The 16,889-nt window shown below is 75.3% G+C and carries 16 protein-coding genes; 5 read left to right on the top strand and 11 right to left on the bottom strand.

Annotated features, from left to right (window positions below; all coding sequences use genetic code 11):
* Positions 1-302 precede the first annotated feature (302 nt).
* The 7 genes from ABT295_RS13490 to purB form a co-directional block, all read right to left on the bottom strand.
* Positions 303-1,220 carry a hypothetical protein gene (locus tag ABT295_RS13490; RefSeq protein WP_352394919.1) on the bottom strand — a complete coding sequence of 306 codons (918 nt, stop codon included), beginning with the start codon at positions 1,218-1,220 and terminating at the stop codon, positions 303-305.
* 226 nt (positions 1,221-1,446) lie between these two features.
* The gene (locus ABT295_RS13485) at positions 1,447-1,785 is read right to left on the bottom strand and encodes a VOC family protein (RefSeq protein WP_352394918.1); all 339 of its coding nucleotides are present in this window, start codon (positions 1,783-1,785) and stop codon (positions 1,447-1,449) included.
* Between the two features lie 88 nt (positions 1,786-1,873).
* Positions 1,874-4,321, bottom strand: coding sequence for a heavy metal translocating P-type ATPase (locus ABT295_RS13480; RefSeq protein ID WP_352394917.1), 2,448 nt, complete (start codon positions 4,319-4,321; stop codon positions 1,874-1,876).
* Complete coding sequence (locus ABT295_RS13475; RefSeq protein WP_345507920.1) at positions 4,318-4,539, bottom strand: heavy-metal-associated domain-containing protein; 222 nt, start codon at positions 4,537-4,539, stop codon at positions 4,318-4,320. Before ABT295_RS13475 ends, ABT295_RS13480 begins: the two co-directional genes overlap by 4 nt.
* A gap of 84 nt (positions 4,540-4,623) precedes the next feature.
* Entirely contained in the window at positions 4,624-4,905 is a 282-nt protein-coding gene (locus ABT295_RS13470) for a metal-sensitive transcriptional regulator (protein ID WP_345507921.1), read from the bottom strand.
* Between the two features lie 69 nt (positions 4,906-4,974).
* Positions 4,975-5,397, bottom strand: a complete 423-nt coding sequence (locus ABT295_RS13465; protein WP_352394916.1) for an MmcQ/YjbR family DNA-binding protein — start codon at positions 5,395-5,397, stop codon at positions 4,975-4,977.
* Positions 5,398-5,442: 45 nt separating this feature from the next.
* Positions 5,443-6,855: an adenylosuccinate lyase gene (gene purB, locus ABT295_RS13460; protein WP_352394915.1), complete on the bottom strand. Its 1,413-nt coding sequence runs from the start codon at positions 6,853-6,855 to the stop codon at positions 5,443-5,445.
* Between the two features lie 158 nt (positions 6,856-7,013).
* On the opposite strand from purB, the gene ABT295_RS13455 reads away from it, so the two are divergent.
* From ABT295_RS13455 to ABT295_RS13445, 3 genes are all read left to right on the top strand, one after another.
* Positions 7,014-7,520, top strand: a complete 507-nt coding sequence (locus ABT295_RS13455) for a hypothetical protein (protein WP_352394914.1) — start codon at positions 7,014-7,016, stop codon at positions 7,518-7,520.
* 157 nt (positions 7,521-7,677) lie between these two features.
* The gene (locus ABT295_RS13450) at positions 7,678-11,013 is read left to right on the top strand and encodes an AfsR/SARP family transcriptional regulator (RefSeq protein WP_352394913.1); all 3,336 of its coding nucleotides are present in this window, start codon (positions 7,678-7,680) and stop codon (positions 11,011-11,013) included.
* A 115-nt stretch (positions 11,014-11,128) separates the two neighbouring features.
* Positions 11,129-11,584: a calcium-binding protein gene (locus ABT295_RS13445; RefSeq protein ID WP_352394912.1), complete on the top strand. Its 456-nt coding sequence runs from the start codon at positions 11,129-11,131 to the stop codon at positions 11,582-11,584.
* Here ABT295_RS13445 and ABT295_RS13440 read toward each other — a convergent pair.
* The 3 genes from ABT295_RS13440 to ABT295_RS13430 all read right to left on the bottom strand — a co-directional run bounded on the left by ABT295_RS13440 (position 11,572) and on the right by ABT295_RS13430 (position 13,865).
* The gene (locus ABT295_RS13440) at positions 11,572-12,468 is read right to left on the bottom strand and encodes a VOC family protein (protein ID WP_352394911.1); all 897 of its coding nucleotides are present in this window, start codon (positions 12,466-12,468) and stop codon (positions 11,572-11,574) included. The genes ABT295_RS13445 and ABT295_RS13440 overlap by 13 nt on opposite strands.
* A 67-nt stretch (positions 12,469-12,535) precedes the next feature.
* Entirely contained in the window at positions 12,536-13,327 is a 792-nt protein-coding gene (locus tag ABT295_RS13435) for a VOC family protein (protein WP_352394910.1), read from the bottom strand.
* Positions 13,328-13,331: 4 nt separating this feature from the next.
* Positions 13,332-13,865, bottom strand: coding sequence for a low molecular weight protein-tyrosine-phosphatase (locus ABT295_RS13430; RefSeq protein ID WP_352394909.1), 534 nt, complete (start codon positions 13,863-13,865; stop codon positions 13,332-13,334).
* A gap of 90 nt (positions 13,866-13,955) precedes the next feature.
* Between ABT295_RS13430 and ABT295_RS13425 the strand changes: the two genes are divergently transcribed.
* Together ABT295_RS13425 and ABT295_RS13420 are read left to right on the top strand one after the other, a co-directional pair.
* Positions 13,956-14,429, top strand: a complete 474-nt coding sequence (locus ABT295_RS13425) for a nuclear transport factor 2 family protein (protein WP_352394908.1) — start codon at positions 13,956-13,958, stop codon at positions 14,427-14,429.
* A 9-nt stretch (positions 14,430-14,438) separates the two neighbouring features.
* On the top strand, positions 14,439-15,788 hold the full coding sequence (locus tag ABT295_RS13420) for an MFS transporter (protein ID WP_352394907.1): 1,350 nt from the start codon (positions 14,439-14,441) through the stop codon (positions 15,786-15,788).
* 61 nt (positions 15,789-15,849) lie between these two features.
* Here ABT295_RS13420 and galE read toward each other — a convergent pair whose 3' ends face one another.
* On the bottom strand, positions 15,850-16,866 hold the full coding sequence (gene galE, locus ABT295_RS13415) for a UDP-glucose 4-epimerase GalE (RefSeq protein ID WP_345507931.1): 1,017 nt from the start codon (positions 16,864-16,866) through the stop codon (positions 15,850-15,852).
* Positions 16,867-16,889 lie beyond the last annotated feature (23 nt).

Genomic DNA, 16,889 nt, shown 5'->3' with positions numbered 1-16,889 from the left:
GCCGGCTGCACCGACGACCCGGACAGGGTGGCCGCCACCACGGCCACCGCGGTGAAGGCGCGGGCGGCGTCGGTCAGGGGCCTGCGTCGGCGACGACAGGGGGCGGAGGGCGATGAGGCGAGACGGGGCACGGTCTTCCTTTCGTCGAGGTGCGGGAACACACCTCGAACTGTCGCCAACCCGCAGCGCCCGCAACAGGCTTCCGGGTGGCGAAGACCCGTCATGGCGCCAACTCGTCGACGGGCCCACCGGCCGTGACGCATGCCGTGGACCGCGGTTCAGCGGCTCAGCGGCTCAGCGGCTCAGCGGCTCAGCGGATCAGCGGGTGTCGGGCGACGAGTGACTCGCACCCGACCCCGGGCGAGGAGCGTGCGTGCCGCTCCCACTGCCACGGCCACCACGATCGCCACCACGACGGCGAGCACGGGCGGCGCGGGCGGCGCGCCCCAGGCCGTCAGGGTGGCCCGGAACGAGCCCTCGAGCACCTGAAGGCCGTCGCGCACGAGCTCCTCGGCGGCGTCCGCGCTCACCGGGGTGCGGCGGAGCGACTCGAGCACGTAGCGCGACGCCGTGAGGACGGCCGGGGTGGCGACGAGCAGGGCGAGGGCGCCGAGCCACGCGACGACGCGGGCAAGCGGCCGCGCCGGGCGGGTGGCCGCGAGGGCCAGGCCGGTGCCGGTCCCCGCCAGCACGGCGAGCACGGTCGGCAGCCAGCCCGGGGCGGCGTCGCGCCCCGCGCCGAGCACGAGCTGGCCGAGCCAGTCGGCCGCGAGCACCGCGACGGGAGCGGCCGCGACCGCCCGCAGCGCGCTGCCGCCGAGGGAGACGAGCAGCCCCAGCACGAGACCGACGAGGGCGGCCGCCGCGGTCAGGGCGACGAAGGCGAGCCGGACCCGGTCCGCGGTACTGCCGGAGCCACCGAGGTCGGGCTCCGGTGCGAGCGTCTGGGCCACCGACCACCCCGCCGCGACGACCGCCCCGAGGGTGCTCAGGGCGGCGAGCAGCAGGCGCCGGGACCGGCGCCGGGGGGCGCACCACGGGGCCGACCCGGCCAGCATGCCGGCGGTCGCTGCGACGACGACGAGGAGCGGCAGCAGCTGGGGCGCGTAGGGCAGCAGGGCGTCGCGGAGGTCGTTGCGCGGGTTCCACGGCGTGCCGAAGGTGCCCTGGTTCGACCGGCGCACGAGCCAGGGCAGCAGCCCGACGAACCAGCCGAGCACCGCCGCGAGTGGCGTCCCCCACGGCCTCGACCAGAAGCCCGACCCGATCCCTCTGCGCTGGTCCGGCGGTGCCCGATGTGGTCCTGTCGTCGTCGACGTCACTGTCTGTCCCCTGTCGTGACCGCCGGCGGGTCCGCCAGTGGTGAGAAGAGCCCACCAGAGCGCGACGGGTGCGTCAAAGTGCGGATGCGACCCGGCTCAGGTCGGGTCGGCGATCGACGACGCGTCAGGACTCGACGCAGAACTCGTTGCCCTCGGGGTCGGCCATGACGACGACGTCGCCGTCGCGGCCGATGACGCGCGCCCCGAGCGCCTCGAGGCGGGCCACCTCGTCGGCGACCGGCCCCACCGCCCGCAGGTCGAAGTGCTGCCGGTTCTTGGCCGTCTTCGGCTCGGGCACGGGCTGGAACCAAAGCGTGGGCCCGCCCCACCCGGCCGGCTCGACCCACGCGCGGCGTGGGGTGCTGTCCTCGTCGACGTCGGACCCGAGGGCCGCGGCCCAGAAGGCCGCGAGCGCCATCGGGTCCGTGCTGTCGAACGTCACCGACTTGACGAAGGCCACCATGCCCCAAACCTAGAATGGGGCGAGCGCGGGTGGGGGCTCAGCGTGGTGGGTGACTCAGCGTGGTCGGTGAGTCAGCGTGGTCGGTGACTCAGCGCGGCCAGCGCTTGAGGCGCAGCGAGTTGCCCACGACGAGCACCGAGGAGAGCGCCATGGTCGCGCCGGCGATCATCGGGTTGAGCAGGCCGAACGCGGCGAGCGGGATGGCGGCCGTGTTGTAGCCGAAGGCCCAGGCGAGGTTCTGCTTGATGACCCGCAGCGTCTCGCGCGAGAGGCCGATCGCGTCGCCGACGGCGTCGAGGTCGGAGCGGACGAGGACGATGTCGGCGGAGTCCATGGCGACGTCGGTGCCCGAGCCCATGGCCAGACCGAGGTCGGCCTGCGCGAGCGCCGCGGCGTCGTTGACGCCGTCGCCCACCATGGCGACGACGCGGCCGGAGCGCTGCAGCTCGGTGACGACCTCGTGCTTCTGGGCCGGCAGCACGTCGGCGCGCACGTGGGCGGGCTCGATGCCGACCTGCTCGGCGACGCTGCGGGCGTTCGCCGCGTTGTCGCCGGTCACGAGGTAGGGCGTGAGGCCGAGCGCGCGCAGCCGGGCGACGGCGGCCGCGGACGTCTCGCGGACGGTGTCCTCGACGGTGAGCGCCGCCTGGGCGACGCCGTCCCAGCCGACGAAGACCGTCGTGCCGGCCTGGCGGGCCGCGTGGTCGAGCAGGTCCCGGTCGACGCTCTCGAAGAGCACGGCCTTGCCGACGGTCACCTCGGTGTCGCGGATGCGGGCGGCGGCACCCTCGCCGGGGTTGGCCTGGAAGTCGCGGATGGCGGGCAGGTCGATGCGGGCGAGTCGGGCGCCGGCCACGACGGCCTGCGCGATCGGGTGCTCGCTGCCCTGCTCGACGGCCGCCGCCGCGGTGAGCGCGGCCTTCTTCGAGAGCTTGCCGCGCACGGCGATGCTCCGCAGCCGCAGCTCCCCGGTCGTCACGGTGCCCGTCTTGTCGAGCACGACGGTGTCGACGCGGCGGGTGTCCTCCAGCACCTGCGGGCCCTTGATGAGCGTGCCGAGCTGGGCGCCGCGGCCGGTGCCGACGAGCAGCGCCGTCGGCGTCGCCAGACCCAGCGCGCACGGGCAGGCGATGATGAGGACGGTGACGGCGACCGAGAGCGACCGCGCCACGTCGTGCCCCGTCGCGAGCCACGCCACGAGCGTGACGAGGGCGACGGCGAGCACGACGGGGACGAAGACCGCCGAGACGCGGTCGGCGAGGCGCTGCACGTCGGCCTTGCCGGTCTGCGCGGCCTCGACCAGTCGCTGGATGCCGGCGAGCATCGTGTCGGCGCCGACGCGGCGGGCCTCGACGACGAGGCGCCCGGTCGTGTTGATCGTGCCGCCGGTGACCTCGTCACCCGGCGCGACGTCGACGGGCGTCGACTCACCGGTGACGACGCTCGCGTCGACGGCGCTCGACCCGTCGCGCACGACGCCGTCGGTCGCGACCTTCTCACCGGGCCGCACGACGAACTGGTCGCCGACGACGAGCTGGTCGACGGGGATGCGGGCCTCGCTCGTGACCCGCGTGCGGGGGTCGATGCGCAGCACCGAGACCTCCTTGGCGCCGAGGTCGAGCAGGCTGCGGAGCGCGTCCCTGCCCGAGTCCTTGGCGCGGGCCTCGAGGAAGCGGCCGAGCAGCAGGAAGGTCGTGACGACCGCGGCCACCTCGAAGTAGAGGTGCCGGCCACCGGCCAGCAGCTCGACGACGGAGTAGCCCCACGCGGCGAGCACCCCGATCGAGACGAGCGTGTCCATCGTCGAGGCGAGGTGGCGCGCGTTGACGGCCGCCGCGCGGTGGAACGGCCAGGCGCACCAGACGACGACGGGGGTGGCGAGGAGGAGCTGCAGCCACGGGCTCGCGCCGAACGACGGGAGCACCATGGCGAGCAGGAAGACCGGGACGGTCAGGGCGGCCGCCACGAGCAGCCGCTGCCGGATGCCCGCCGCGGCGGCGACCGGTGCGGGGGCGTCGCTCGGCTCGGGAGGTGCATCCGTGGTGGCACCGGGCGTCGCAGCGGGCGTCGCAGCGGGCGTGGCGACCGGCGTGGTGACCGACGCGCCCTCGGGTGCGTCGCTCGGCGCGGGCGACCCCGGAATGGACCCCGGAGTGGCCGGGCGCACCTTCTGGCGGGCGAGCTCCTGCGCGCGGAGCTTGTCGAGCAGGGCGCCGGCGGCCGGGAGGGCCGGCCGGCCGGCATCCGGCGTGGGGGTGCCGGTGGCCGACGACGGGCGGGCGTCGTCGACGACGGTGGCGCCGTAGCCGGTCCGGCGCACCTCGGCGACGATGGCCTCGACGGTCACGGGGGCGGTGAAGCGCACCTGCGCCTTCTCGGTGGCGAGGTTGACGGTGGCCGACTCGACGCCGGCGACCTTCGCCAGCTTGCGCTCGATGCGTGCGGAGCACGAGGCGCACGTCATGCCGGTGATGGCGAGGCGCACCTCGTCCGGCGGGCGCGTCGCGGAGGGGGTCGTGGTGGTCGTGTCGCTCATCGGAGGGTGTAGCCCGCCTCGGTGACGGCCGACTCGACGGCCGCGCGCTCGAGCGGGGCGGCGCTCGTGATGGTGACGGGGGAGTCCTCGCCCGCGTGCAGGTCGACGGCGACGTCGACGACGCCGGGCAGGGCGGTCAACTCCTCGGTGACGGCGGCGACGCAGTGGCCGCACGTCATGCCGGCGACGGTGACCTCGGTCTGGACGGTCTGGCTCATCGGTGCCTCCTCGGGCGTCGGTGCGTGGGTGGGTGGGTCGGAGCGGTCGGGCGGGTGGGGCGGGTCGAGCGGGATGGCCACGCGTCAGCTCCGCACGAGCCGGGCGATGGCCTCGCTGGCCTCGCGCACCTTCTCGGCGGCGGCCTCGTCGGACTCGCGGGCCGCGTCGACCACGCAGTGCGACACGTGGTCCTCGAGCAGCCCGAGGCTCACGGCCTGGAGCGCCTTGGTGATGGCGCTGACCTGGGTGAGGATGTCGATGCAGTAGGTGTCGTTGTCGACCATCTTCTGCACGCCCCTGACCTGCCCCTCGATGCGGCGCAGGCGCTTCAGGTAGTCGTCCTTGCTCCCGGTGTATCCGGCCACGGCACCTCCTTCGTCGTCGACGACAACGAGGGTACCCCCTTGGGGTATTCCGCGCGCGGTGGGACCGGCCTAGGCGGACGGGCCGTCGCTGCCCTCGAGGTAGGCCCTGGCCAGCCGCTTCGGCGCCTTGGCGAGCCAGGCGTCCGTGACGACCTCGCGCAGCTCGGCCACCGTGAGCCGGCCGAGGTCGCGCTCGAGCAGCAGCACCGCGTCGTAGCCGTTCCAGTGCGGGGTCGTGAACCACGGGGAGCCGGGGTCGGCGACCATCGACTCCTTGTCCTCGGCCGTGCACGCGAAGACGAGCACGTCCTCGTAGGGCTCGCCCGTCGCCGGGTCGACCGCGTCCTTGCGGGGGCCGCGCGCGAACGCGAACGCCCTGCCGTGCACCGCGAAGCCGGGGCGGCCGCCGCTCGGCGGGTCACGCGTGACCTCGGGCAGCCCGAGCGCCAGCTCGTCGACGTCGGCGAGCCGGGCGCGGCGGGAGCGGACCATGCCCCGACGCTAGCCCCCTGCGGTTGCCGCAGGGGGCGTATGCCGTCAGCGCAGGTAGTCGTCGACGAGCCGGCTCGCGAGGGCGGTGTAGGTCTGCGGCGTCAGGGCGACGAAGCGGGCCTCGACGTCGGCGGGCAGGCCGAGGCCGCGGACGAACTCGCGCAGGTCGTCGCCGTCGATGCGGCGGCCGCGGGTCAGCTCCTTGAGCCGCTCGTAGGGCTCCTCCATGCCCGGGACGCCCTGGGCGCCGAGGGCCCGCATGGCCGACTGGATCGGCTCGCCGAGCACCTCCCAGTTGGCCTCGAGGTCTGCGGCCATGCGCTCGGGCACGGCATCGAGCCCGGCGAGGCCGCGGGCGACGTTGTCGAGCGCGAGCATCGAGTGGCCGAAGGCGGTGCCGATGTTGCGCTGCATGCTCGAGTCGGTGAGGTCGCGCTGGAGGCGGCTCTGCACGAGGGTGCCGCCGAGCACGTCGAGCAGCGCGTTGCTCACCTCGAGGTTGGCCTCGGCGTTCTCGAAGCGGATCGGGTTGACCTTGTGCGGCATCGTGCTCGACCCGACGGTGCCCTGGCCGCGCACCTGCGCGAAGTAGCCCATCGAGATGTAGGTCCACACGTCGGTGCAGAGGTTGTGCAGGATGCGGTTGAAGCGCGCGACGTCGGCGTAGAGCTCGGCCTGCCAGTCGTGGCTCTCGATCTGCGTCGTGAGCGGGTTCCACGTGAGGCCGAGGCCCTCGACGAAGGCGCGCGACACGGCGGGCCAGTCGACGTCGGGCAGGGCGAGCGCGTGCGCCCCGAACGTGCCCGTGGCGCCGTTGAACTTGCCGAGGTACTCCTGCCCCTCGATGCGGCGCAGCTGGCGGCCGAGGCGGTGCGCGAGCACCGCGAGCTCCTTGCCCATCGTCGTCGGCGTCGCCGGCTGGCCGTGGGTGTGCGCGAGCAGCGGCACGTCCTTGAGGTCGCGGGCCATCTCGGAGACCTGGTCGACGAGCGCCCGGGCCTTGGGCAGCCACACCTGCTCGACCGCGCCCTTGACCATGAGGGCGTAGGAGAGGTTGTTGACGTCCTCGCTCGTGCAGCCGAAGTGGATGAGCTCGGCCAGCCCCCGGTCCTCGTCCGTCGGGGCGATGGCGCCGAGGCGCTTCTTGAGGAAGTACTCGACGGCCTTGACGTCGTGCACCGTGACGCGCTCGATCTCGCCGAGCTCGGCCACCTCGTCGGTGCCGAAGTCCTCGACGACGGCCCGCAGCGCCGCGACCTCGTCGTCGGTGAGCGGCCGCACGCCGGGCACGACGCCGTGCTGCGTCTGGTGCACGAGCCACTCGACCTCGACGTGCACGCGCTGCCGGTTGAGCGCCGCCTCCGACAGGTGGTCGACGAGGGGCGCGACCGCGCCGCGGTAGCGGCCGTCGAGCGCCCCGAGCGCGATGGGCGGGGTTGCGTCAGCGAGCGAAGCCATGCGCCCATCCTCCCAGAGCCGCGCACCGCGCCCGTATGCCGTCCCGCCCCCGTTGTGACGCCGTGCTGACGCGCCCCCGTCACGGTGTCCTCGTCACCGCGACCGCGGACCGACGCCACCGGCGGCCACCCGGCCGCCCCGCACTGGGGGATCCAGCAATGAACACTCGCATCTCGAAGAAGTCCGTCCTCGCCGTCCTCGCCGTCGGGCTCGCCCCGATTGCACTGGCCGGGCCGGCGCAGGCCGCGACCGTCGTCACGCACGACGGCTGCACGATCACCGTCGACGCGCCGCTCTTCACCAACCACTTCAACGCGGGCGGCGCCAAGCTGTTCGACTACGTCTACCACCTGACCTGTGCGGCCTCGCCGGGCGGCGTCTCCGTCGAGGTCAAGCAGGACCGCGACGAGAGCGACCTCGTCGGGCGCGCCGGCGACCCCGACGCGCCGGACGAGCTCACCGGCTCCTCGACGCAGAACCTGTCGTTCGCCGCGGCGGGCCAGACGCGCAACGTCACCGTTCGGGCGGTGCTGCCCGCGGTCAACGACGACACCGACGTGCCGCTCGAGATGTACCAGGCCACGAAGATCCGCGTCACGAGCGGCGCGGTGCAGGGCAGCTGGTCGGTGCAGGCCATCTCGGCCTCACGCGCCCTCACACCCTGACGCGTCGGGACGGACGTGGACGGCGGCACCCGCGGGCCGGGTGCCGCCGTCCACGGCGTCCGACCCCGCGCCCCCCGGGTGCGGGCGCGTTCGGGGTTGTGGCGTATCAGCGTCCGCGGCCGGCGCACCTAGACCCATGGCTGCCGCCTCCCCTTCCATGGGTTCCCGCGTGCTCGTCGTCGCCGCCGCCGGCTACGGCGTGACGACCCTGCTCGAGCGGCTCCGGCCCGACGACGGGCTCTCCACGACGGCCGCCGCCGTCGCGGCCTCCGGGCTGCCGCCGGGTGGCTGGGTGGGCATCGACCGGCTCGACGAGCTGACCGCCGACGCGCGCCGCGCGGTGCTCGAGCAGGTGGCGCTCGCGCCGGGGCGTCCCGTTGCGCTGGCCTCGCGGCACCCGCTCGCGCCGCACGAGCGCGCCCTGCTGACCGGCGTCCTGCACGAGCGGGGCCCCGGCGACCTCGCGCTGACCCCTTTCGCCGTCGCGACCTGCCTCGCGCAGGAGCACGGCCTCCACGACTCCGAGACCGCCGTCGAGGTCGCCCGCCTGACCGCCGGCTGGCCCGCTCTCGTGCACCTGGCCGGCGACCTCCTCGCGCGCGAGGCCGCCTCCGGCGCGGCCTTCGCGAGCCCCGCCCTCGCCGACCGGCTCGCGGCGCCCGGCACCGCTGCGGCGGCGTGGCTCGCCGGCGACGTGCTCGCGGGCCTGCCCGAAGGGGTGCGGTGGGCCCTCACGGCCGTCGTGGGGCTCGGGCCCGTCACCCAGGCGCTGTGCGACGCCGTCGCGGTGGCGTGCGGGCGCGATCCCGGCTCGGTCGCCGGGGCGGTCGACCACGCGGCCCGCACCGGCCTGCTCGTCGCGCACCCCGCGACCGGGCGGTCCGTGCTCGTGCCGCTGCTCCACCGCGTCCTCGCCGACCGGGCCCACTCCTGCCCCGATCGTCCGCCCGGTGCCCGGATGCCGGGTGGCGCGGACCGTGCCGCCCCCGACCCGGCGGCCGTGCTCCGGGCGGCCGCCCGGGTGCACATCCGCGACGGCGCGTGGCTCGCCGCGGCCGAGGCGTACCGAGCCGCGGGAGGCGCCGCGGACGTCGCGGCCGCCACCGCACTCGTCGAGTCGCACGGCGAGGACATGCTGCGGGCCGGTGACGCCGCCACCGTGGTGCGCCTCGTCGACGCGCTCGTCGCGTCAGGAGGTCCGGACCGCGGCCGCGGCCAGGGGTGTGGCCGGGGGTGCGGTCAGAGGTGCGGCCGGGGGTGTGGCCGGGGGTGTGGCCGGGGGTGTGGCCGGGGGTGTGGCCGGGGGTGCGGCCAGGGGTGCGGCCGGGGCACGTGCGAGGGGGCCCGTCCGGCATACGGCAGCGGGCTGCCCGAGCGCGTGCAGCTCGTGCTCGCCGACGGGCGGCGGCGCGCCGGTGACCTTGGCGGTGCGGGACGGGGGCTGGCGGCCCTCGTCGAGAGCGCGGGGCGCGCGGGCTGGACCGCGGGGCTCGTCGCGCGACTCGCCCAGCTGCACTACACGCGCGGTGAGTTCGACGACGCGCTGGCCGTGCTCGACCGCCCGACGCGGCCGGGCGCGCCGCCGGAGGACGTCGTCGACGTGCTGGCCTGCCGGGTGCACGTGCTCGCTGTGCTCGGGAGGGTCGACGAGGCGGCGGGTGCGGCGGACGAGGCGTTGCGCCTCGCCGAGCGCGACGGCGGCCCCAGACTGCTGGCCACGGCGCACCTCGCCGCGGCCCGGGTCACGCGCGGCGCGCGTGCCGAGGCCCACCACGACGCGGCCCTGCGCGCCGGCACGGCTGCGGGTGACGCGGCGACGACGGCCCGGGTGCTCGCCGCGCAGACCCATCTGCTGCTCGCGGGGGCGCGGTACACGGAGGCCGGCCCAGTGGCCCGGCGGTCGGTCGAGCTCGCCGACGTCGCGAGCCCACCGGGCCTGCGCGCGGTGGCGCTGCACAACCTCGGCGAGGCGCTCGCCCGGGTCGGGGAGCTCGACGAGGCCCAGTGGCAGCTGCAACGGTCGGTGGCGCTGTGCCGGCGCCTCGGCCCGGCGCGCGCGGCGCTCGGCCTCGTCGGCCTCGGCGACCTGCACCGCGAGCTGGGTCGGCCCGAGCAGAGCCGGGCGGCCTACGACGAGGCCGTGCACCTGGCTCGCGGCTCGGGCGACGCGCAGGTCATCGTCGCGGCGCTCTGCGGGCTGGCGCGGCTCAGCGTGCTGCGGCCGACGGGGCACGGGCCGGGGCAGCAGGCCGAGCTCGACGACGGTGCAGGAGCCGTGGAGGTCGTCGCCGCGCTCGACGAGGCGGAGGCCCTCGCACCGGCCGCGCTGCTGCCGGTCGTGCTCATGGCGCGAGGACGCGTGGAGCTCGCCGGCCCCCGCCCGCTCGAGGCGGCCACCACCGCGGCCCGGGCCCTCGAGGCCGCGCGCCGCGTGGGGGCGGCCGACCTGCTCGCCGAGGCCCTCGAGCTGGCTGCGGCGACCGAGACCGACCCGCTGGCGGCCCGGACCCTGCTGACGGAGGCGCGCTCCGTGTGGGCGGCCGGGGGCGCGGTGCCGGCGCTTGCCCGGGTCGAGGTACGGCTCGGCGCGCTGACGTGCGCCGACGGCGCCGAGCGCTCGCGGGGCCGAGCGGCCGCGCGCGTTCTCACGGCGCTCGGCATCGCCCATCCCGACGGGCACCCGCTCGCCGGGCCCGGCCGCCCCGGCAACGGCGCGGACGGGGGCGACGGCACCGTGTCCGTCGACGTGCTCGGCGGGTTCACCGTGCGGGTCGGCGGCACCGAGGTGCACCTGCCGGCCTGGCGGTCGCGGCAGGCCCGCACGCTGGTCAAGGTGCTCGTGGCCGCCCGGGGCCGGGTGGTCTCGCGCGGCCTGCTCTGCGAGCTGCTCTGGCCCGACGACGACCCGGCGCGCACGGGTCACCGGCTCTCCGTCCTCCTCGCCACGGTGCGCGCGGTGCTCGACCCCGGCCGGGGATGGCCCCCCGACCGCTTCGTCTGCGCCGACCAGCACGGTGTGCGGATCGACCCGCGCCACGTCGCGGTCGACGCCGAGGCGCTGCTGCTCGACGCCGCGCACGGTGCGGCCGCGATGGAGGCGGGCGACGGCGAGGTCGCGCGCGAGGTGCTCGCCCACGTAGATGCGCGCTACCGCGGCGACGCCTTCGAGGAGGAGGACTCCGAGGAGTGGGCGCAGCCGCTGCGCGAGCTGGCCCGCTCAGCCTGGTTGCGCTCGGTGCGCCGACTCGCCACGCTCGAGGCGCGTGCCGGTCACGTGCCCGAGGCGCTCGGGCTGCTGACCCGCCTGCTCGCCGTCGACCCGCTCGACGAGCAGGTGCACCGCCGTCTCGTGCTGAGCCTCGTGCGGTCGGGCCGCCACGGCGAGGCCCGCCGCGCCTGGGATCGCTGGGCGCAGGCCATGCGTGCGATCGACGCCCCGCCCCCTGATCCTGCCCTCCTCGCGGAGCGCCGCCCCGTTCTGACGTCGCGCTGACACGCCCGCGCCATCCTTCCCGCATCCCGGCCACCCGGACCTCCGGACCGCCGGACCTGTTCCGCACCACCGACGCCACCTCGCCCGAGGGGCGTCACACCGAAAAGGAATTCCCATGTCACGCAGCACGGCTCGCCACGCCACCCTACGGTTCTCCGCCGTCCGCCTCACCGCGGCCGCCGCCCTCGCAGCAGGGACGGCGCTGGGCCTCGGCTTCGTCGGCACGGCCCCCGCCGTGGCCGTGCCGGTCGACCCGGCGGTTCCCGGCATCGTCTACACGGTGCCGTGCGGCATCCCGTGGACCCACGTCATCCTCGGCACTCCGGGACCCGACGACATCGCCGGCACCCCGGGCAACGACCTCATCGTCACCTTCGGCGGCGCCGACACGATCGACGGCCGCGGCGGGCGCGACTCGATCTACGCCGGCCCCGGTGACGACGTCGTCGTCGGTGGACCGGGCGACGACTGCATCATCGGCGGCGACGACCACGACACGACGTGGCGCTTCTCGTTCTACGACAATGGCACCGACACCGACCAGTCGGTCGAGGCGCGCTACGAGTACTGAGCGGGGTCGGCCTTCCCACCCCCTCCGGCCTGCAGCACGCTGAAGGTCTCGCCCTGCGGGCCGGCCACGAGCGCGATGCGGCCGTAGGGCGAGTCGAACGGCTCGCGCACGAGCGACCCGCCGAGCGCCACGACCCGGGCGACCGCGGCGTCGCAGTCCGCGACCGCGAAGTAGGCCATCCAGTGCGACGGCACGTCGGCCGGCGCCTCCGTGGGGATCGCCCCCACACCGGCGACGGCAGGCCCGTCGCCCGCGCTGTCGGTGCCGTCCTCGGAGGCGTCGCGGGTGGTGGTCGCCGCGGAGTAGCGGAAGCCGCCCGACCCGATCTCGCGCCAGCGGTAGCCGAGCACCGCGGCGTAGAAGTCGAGGCTCGCGGCGTAGTCGCGGCTCATCGACTCGGCCCAGCAGAGGGTGCCGGGCTCCGGGAGGCGGGGGGCGTCCGCGGGGTCGGAGTCGGCGTGGTCGGCGGCGTCGGCGGTCCGCTCGGCGCCGTCGGCCGGCGCGGGGACCTGCAGCAGCCCGTATGCCGCACCGGCCGGGTCCGCGCCGACGCAGAGGCGGCCGATGCCGGGCACGTCGGCCGGGCCGAGGAAGAGCACGCCCCCGGCGTCCGTCGCGCGGGCGGCCGCGGCGTCGACGTCGTCGGTCGCGAGGTGGACGGTCCACGCCGTCCGCTGCCCCGGGTCGCCGGGGTCCTTGGCGAGGACCGCCGCCACCGGGCGTCCACCGAGGCGGGCCACGACCGGTGCGCCCTCCGTGCGGGCATCGTCGAAGCTCCAGCCGAGCAGCGACCCGTAGAAGTCGCGGGCGCGCGGCAGGTCGTCGACGAGCAGGTCGGCCCAGCAAGGGGTTCCGCGCTCGAGCGGGCCGTCGACGACGGGCATGGTGGCCTCCGGTGGTGAGGTGGTGGTGCGGGTGGGATGGGGGTCGGCCGGATCGTCGGCCGCGGCGTCAGTCCAGGTCGGGCACGAGCACCGAGAAGACCTCGCCCTCGGGGCCGCTCAGCACGGCGCCGAGGCCGTAGGGACCGTCGAAGGGTGGCTGGAGCACGCCGGCGCCGAGGTCGACGGCCCGGGCCACGGTGCCCTCGAGGTCGTGGGTCGCGAACGAGGCGACCCAGTGCGCAGGGATGTCACGGGGCCAGTCGTCCTCGATCTCGGCCAGGCCGAAGGCGGGGTTGCCGTCGCCGGTGTGCGCGGTCGCCCAGCGGGGGCCGTCGGGCTCGGTCTCGTCGGTGAACACGTGGCCGAAGACGCCGACGGCGAAGCTCTGCACGCCGGCGTAGTCGCGGGTCAGCAGCTCGTTCCAGGTGAGCGACCCGGGGGCGTCGAGCACGCCGCTGCCGGCGAGGTCGCCCGGCTCCCACACCCCGAAGTAGGCACCGCCGGGGTCGACGGCGATGCTCGTCGTGGCGAGCGCGCCGAGGCGCACCGGCTGCCCGAGGGGCCGGCCGCCGTGGCTCGCGATGGCCGAGCGGGCGATCTCGATGTCGCCGACCCGGAGGTAGGTCGTCCACTGGCTCCGCACGGCGGCTGCGGCCGGGCGGTGGCTGAGGCCCGCGACGGGACGGCCGTCGAGCAGGGCCATGGTGTAGCCGCCGGTGGCCGGGTCGCCGGCCACCCACCGCCAGTCGAAGAGGGAGCCGTAGAAGGCCTTGGCGCGCACGTGGTCGTGCGCGAGCAGGTCGACCCAGCAGGGGGCGCCGTAGGGGTAGTCGGGCACGGTGAGGACCAGGTCTCGCATCGGGTCAGGGCCGCTCCGAGTCGAGCTGACCGGCCAGCCTTCCGTCCAGCTGGTCCCTGACGTGGTGCAGGATGCCATGGCAGGCCGCCTCGACCTCCGCGAAACACCGCGTGAAGTGCTCCTCGCCGCCGTACCAGGGGTCGCCGGTCTCGAGCGTGCCCGCCGCGACGGCCTCGGGGTCGAACTCGCGCACGAGCCGGATCTTGCTGCGGTCGTGCGCCGAGGGGGCGAGCCGGTGCAGGGTGCGCACGTGGCCCTCGTCGGAGGCGAGCACGAGGTCGATGTCGTCGAACTCCGCCGGGTCGAACTCGCGCGCACGGTGCCGGGAGCCGTCGTAGCCGTGCTGCGCGAGCACCGCGACCGTGCGCGGGTCGGCGTGCTCGCCCACGTGCCAGTCGCCCGTGCCGCTCGAGCTCACCCGGACGCGGTCGCCCAGCCCGGCGTCGTCGACCATCCGCTCGAGGATGACGTGCCCCATGGGGGACCGGCAGATGTTGCCGCTGCACACGAAGGAGACGTGGAGGGGGCGCGACGACATGATCCCCATTCAACACCCCGCATCGCACCGGGATCGGTCGAAGACGGCAGCGGATCCGACGCTGTCGGTGGTCGGTGCCACGGTGGGCGCATGACGACGACCGAGACGCCGACCGGAGGGGCCACGGGCAGCCCCGAGGCCCCCGACGGGCCCGAGGCCCTCGAGGCGCGCTTCGCCGAGCTCGTCGCCGCCGGTGACCTCGACGGGCTCGTGGGGCTGTATGCCGTCGACGCGGTCGTCAGCCTGCCGCACGGCCGCGAGGCAGCCGGGCACGCGGCGATCCGCTCGGCGCTGGCCGCGGCGCTCGCCGCCGGGGCGCTGGGTCCGGCGGGCCGTGCGGTGACCACCCGGGCCATCGTCACGGGCGACCTCGCGCTGACGACGTCGACGACCGCCGACGGCGAGGTGCGCACGCAGGTCGCGCGGCGCTCGGCCGAGGGGCGGTGGGCCTGGGTGTGCGACGGCTGGCGGCTGCGCGGGGTGCAGGCCTGCCTGCCCGCGAGCACCGGCCTGCCCGCGAGCACCGTCCTGCCCGCGAGCACCGCGTCGCGTGCCGTGGCGTAGTTTCGCTCCGTGACAGAGCCACCCCCGGGTCACGGCGCGCCGGCCCTCGCGGCGCCGACACGACGCTCGCACCTCGTCGACCCCACCCCGCTGCGGGTCAGCCCGGCCTTCGCGCGCCTCTGGTTCGGCAACACCCTCGCGGGCGTCGGCACCTTCGTCACGAACACGGCCGTCGGCCTGCACATCTTCGACCTCACCCGCTCGACCTTCATGGTCTCGCTCGTCGCGTGGTTCTCGCTCGCGCCGATGGTCGTGGCCGGGCTCTACGGCGGGGCGATCGCCGACCGCTTCGACCGCCGGTCGGTGGCGCTCGTGGCCGGCACCGTGGCCTGGGGCTCGACGGTGGCGCTCGCGTCGATCGCGTGGGCCGACGTGCGGGCGGTCTGGGCCTTCTACGTCATCACGACCGTCAACGCGGTGGCCGCGACGATCGCGTCGGCCACCCGGCAGGCCATCACCCCGCGCCTGCTGCCGGCCGCGATGCTGCCCAAGGCCGCGGCCCTGATGGGCATCTCGGGCGGGATCATGGTCACGGTGGGGCCCGGCGTCGCCGGGGTGCTCGTGGCGCAGGTCGGCTACGCGTGGACCTACACGGTCGACGTCGTCCTCTTCTTCGCCGGCTTCTTCGGCCTCTGGACCCTCCCGCGCATCCGCCCGGAGGGCGGCGCACCGACGACCGGCGGCTTCCGGTCCGTGGTCGACGGCCTCGCGCACCTGCGGCGGGCGCCGAACGTCCGGATGAGCTTCGTCGTCGACATCATCGCCATGACCTTCGGGCAGCCGATGGTGCTCTTCCCGGCCGTCGGGGCGCTCGTCATCGGCGGGGGCTCCGTGACCGCCGGCGCCCTGCTCGCCGCGTACGCCGTCGGCGGCATCGTCTCGAGCCTCGGCTCGGGCCGCGTGACCGGGCTGCGCTGGCAGGGGATCGCCATCCGCAACGCCATCGTCGTCTACGGGCTGGCCGTCCTCGGCTTCGGCGCGGTGCTCGCCGCTGTCCAGCTGACGGACAGTGCGGTCCGGTCCATGGACATCGCCGACGTCAACCGCTGGGCCCTCGCCGCCGGTCTCCTCTGCCTCGCCGTGGCGGGCGGCGCCGACAACATCAGCGCGATCTTCCGCCAGTCGATCCTGCAGTCGGCCGTGCCCGACCACCTGCGCGGGCGCACCCAGGGCGTCTTCACGGTCGTCGTGACGGGCGGCCCGCGGCTCGGGCAGATGTTCGCCGGCACGCTCGCGACGGTCACGGCCACGTGGGTGCCGCCGGTCGTCGGTGGGGTGCTCGTCGTCGTGCTCGTCGTCGTCGCGGTGGCGCGGGTGCCCTCGTTCCGGGCCTACGACGCGCTCCACCCCCAGCCCTGACCGGGGCCCTCGAGCAGGCCTTGAGCAGGCCTTGAGCAGGCCCTGAGCAGGCCCTGAGCGGTCAGGCGTCGGGGTAGCCGGTGGGGTTGGCCTGCTGCCAGCGCCACGTGTCGACGCACATGTCGTCGATCGTGCGCGTCGCGCGCCAGCCGAGCTCCTCGTGCGCCTTCGTCGGGTCGGCGAACGAGGTCGCCACGTCGCCGGCGCGGCGGGCGACGACGCGGTAGGGCAGCTCGCGCCCGACGGCCCGCTCGAAGGCGTGCAGCATCTCGAGCACCGTCGTGCCCTGGCCGGTGCCGAGGTTCCAGATGCCGACCGGCTCGTCGGTCGAGGCGAGCTTCGTCAGGGCCGCGAGGTGCCCGGCCGCGAGGTCCTCGACGTGGATGTAGTCGCGGGCCCCGGTGCCGTCCTTCGTCGGGTAGTCGTCGCCGTAGACCTGGAGGTACTCGCGCCGGCCGACCGCGACCTGCGAGATGTAGGGCACGAGGTTGTTCGGGATGCCCTGCGGGTCCTCGCCCATCGTGCCGCTGACGTGCGCGCCGACCGGGTTGAAGTAGCGCAGGAGGGCGAAGCGCATGCTCGGGTGGGCGACGGCGACGTCGCGCAGGATCTGCTCCTGCATGACCTTGGTCCAGCCGTAGGGGTTGGTCGCCGACGTGGCGCGGTCCTCGGTCGCGGCCTCCTGGTCGGTGCCGTAGACCGTGGCGGACGAGCTGAAGACGAGCTTGTCGACGCCGTGCCGGCGCATCGCCCGCACGAGCGAGAAGGTGGAGCCGAGGTTGTTCTCGTAGTACTCGAGCGGCAGCTCGACGCTCTCGCCGACGGCCTTGAGCCCGGCGAAGTGGATGACCGCGTCGATCTTCTCGTTGGCGAAGAGGTGCTCGGTCTTGTCGTGGTCGGTGAGGTCGAACGCGTGCACCGGCAGGTGGGTGCCGGTCAGTGCCTCGAGGCGGTTGACGACCGCCGGCTTGCTGTTGGCGAAGTTGTCGACGATGAGCACGTCGTGCCCTGCCGCGACGAGCTGGACCACGGTGTGGGAGCCGATGTAGCCGGCGCCGCCGCTCACGAGTACGCGCATGTCGCCACCCTACCGAGCACCCC

It is taken from the genome of Terrabacter sp. NPDC000476, from assembly GCF_040300125.1.
In the GTDB taxonomy this organism is placed as follows: domain Bacteria; phylum Actinomycetota; class Actinomycetes; order Actinomycetales; family Dermatophilaceae; genus Terrabacter.
Note: the sequence above shows the minus strand (reverse complement) of the source record. Positions and strands in the feature narration are given on the sequence as shown.

What these genes read in the sequence shown, in the direction of transcription:
- ABT295_RS13485 (WP_352394918.1), bottom strand. Translation starts at nt 1,785, where the DNA reads ATGGTGGCCTTCGTCAAGTCGGTGACGTTCGACAGCACGGACCCGATG.
- ABT295_RS13480 (WP_352394917.1), bottom strand. Translation starts at nt 4,321, where the DNA reads ATGAGCGACACGACCACCACGACCCCCTCCGCGACGCGCCCGCCGGAC.
- ABT295_RS13475 (WP_345507920.1), bottom strand. Translation starts at nt 4,539, where the DNA reads ATGAGCCAGACCGTCCAGACCGAGGTCACCGTCGCCGGCATGACGTGC.
- ABT295_RS13465 (WP_352394916.1), bottom strand. Translation starts at nt 5,397, where the DNA reads ATGGTCCGCTCCCGCCGCGCCCGGCTCGCCGACGTCGACGAGCTGGCG.
- purB (WP_352394915.1), bottom strand. Translation starts at nt 6,855, where the DNA reads ATGGCTTCGCTCGCTGACGCAACCCCGCCCATCGCGCTCGGGGCGCTC.
- ABT295_RS13455 (WP_352394914.1), top strand. Translation starts at nt 7,014, where the DNA reads ATGAACACTCGCATCTCGAAGAAGTCCGTCCTCGCCGTCCTCGCCGTC.
- ABT295_RS13450 (WP_352394913.1), top strand. Translation starts at nt 7,678, where the DNA reads ATGGGTTCCCGCGTGCTCGTCGTCGCCGCCGCCGGCTACGGCGTGACG.
- ABT295_RS13445 (WP_352394912.1), top strand. Translation starts at nt 11,129, where the DNA reads ATGTCACGCAGCACGGCTCGCCACGCCACCCTACGGTTCTCCGCCGTC.
- ABT295_RS13440 (WP_352394911.1), bottom strand. Translation starts at nt 12,468, where the DNA reads ATGCCCGTCGTCGACGGCCCGCTCGAGCGCGGAACCCCTTGCTGGGCC.
- ABT295_RS13435 (WP_352394910.1), bottom strand. Translation starts at nt 13,327, where the DNA reads ATGCGAGACCTGGTCCTCACCGTGCCCGACTACCCCTACGGCGCCCCC.
- ABT295_RS13430 (WP_352394909.1), bottom strand. Translation starts at nt 13,865, where the DNA reads ATGTCGTCGCGCCCCCTCCACGTCTCCTTCGTGTGCAGCGGCAACATC.
- ABT295_RS13425 (WP_352394908.1), top strand. Translation starts at nt 13,956, where the DNA reads ATGACGACGACCGAGACGCCGACCGGAGGGGCCACGGGCAGCCCCGAG.
- galE (WP_345507931.1), bottom strand. Translation starts at nt 16,866, where the DNA reads ATGCGCGTACTCGTGAGCGGCGGCGCCGGCTACATCGGCTCCCACACC.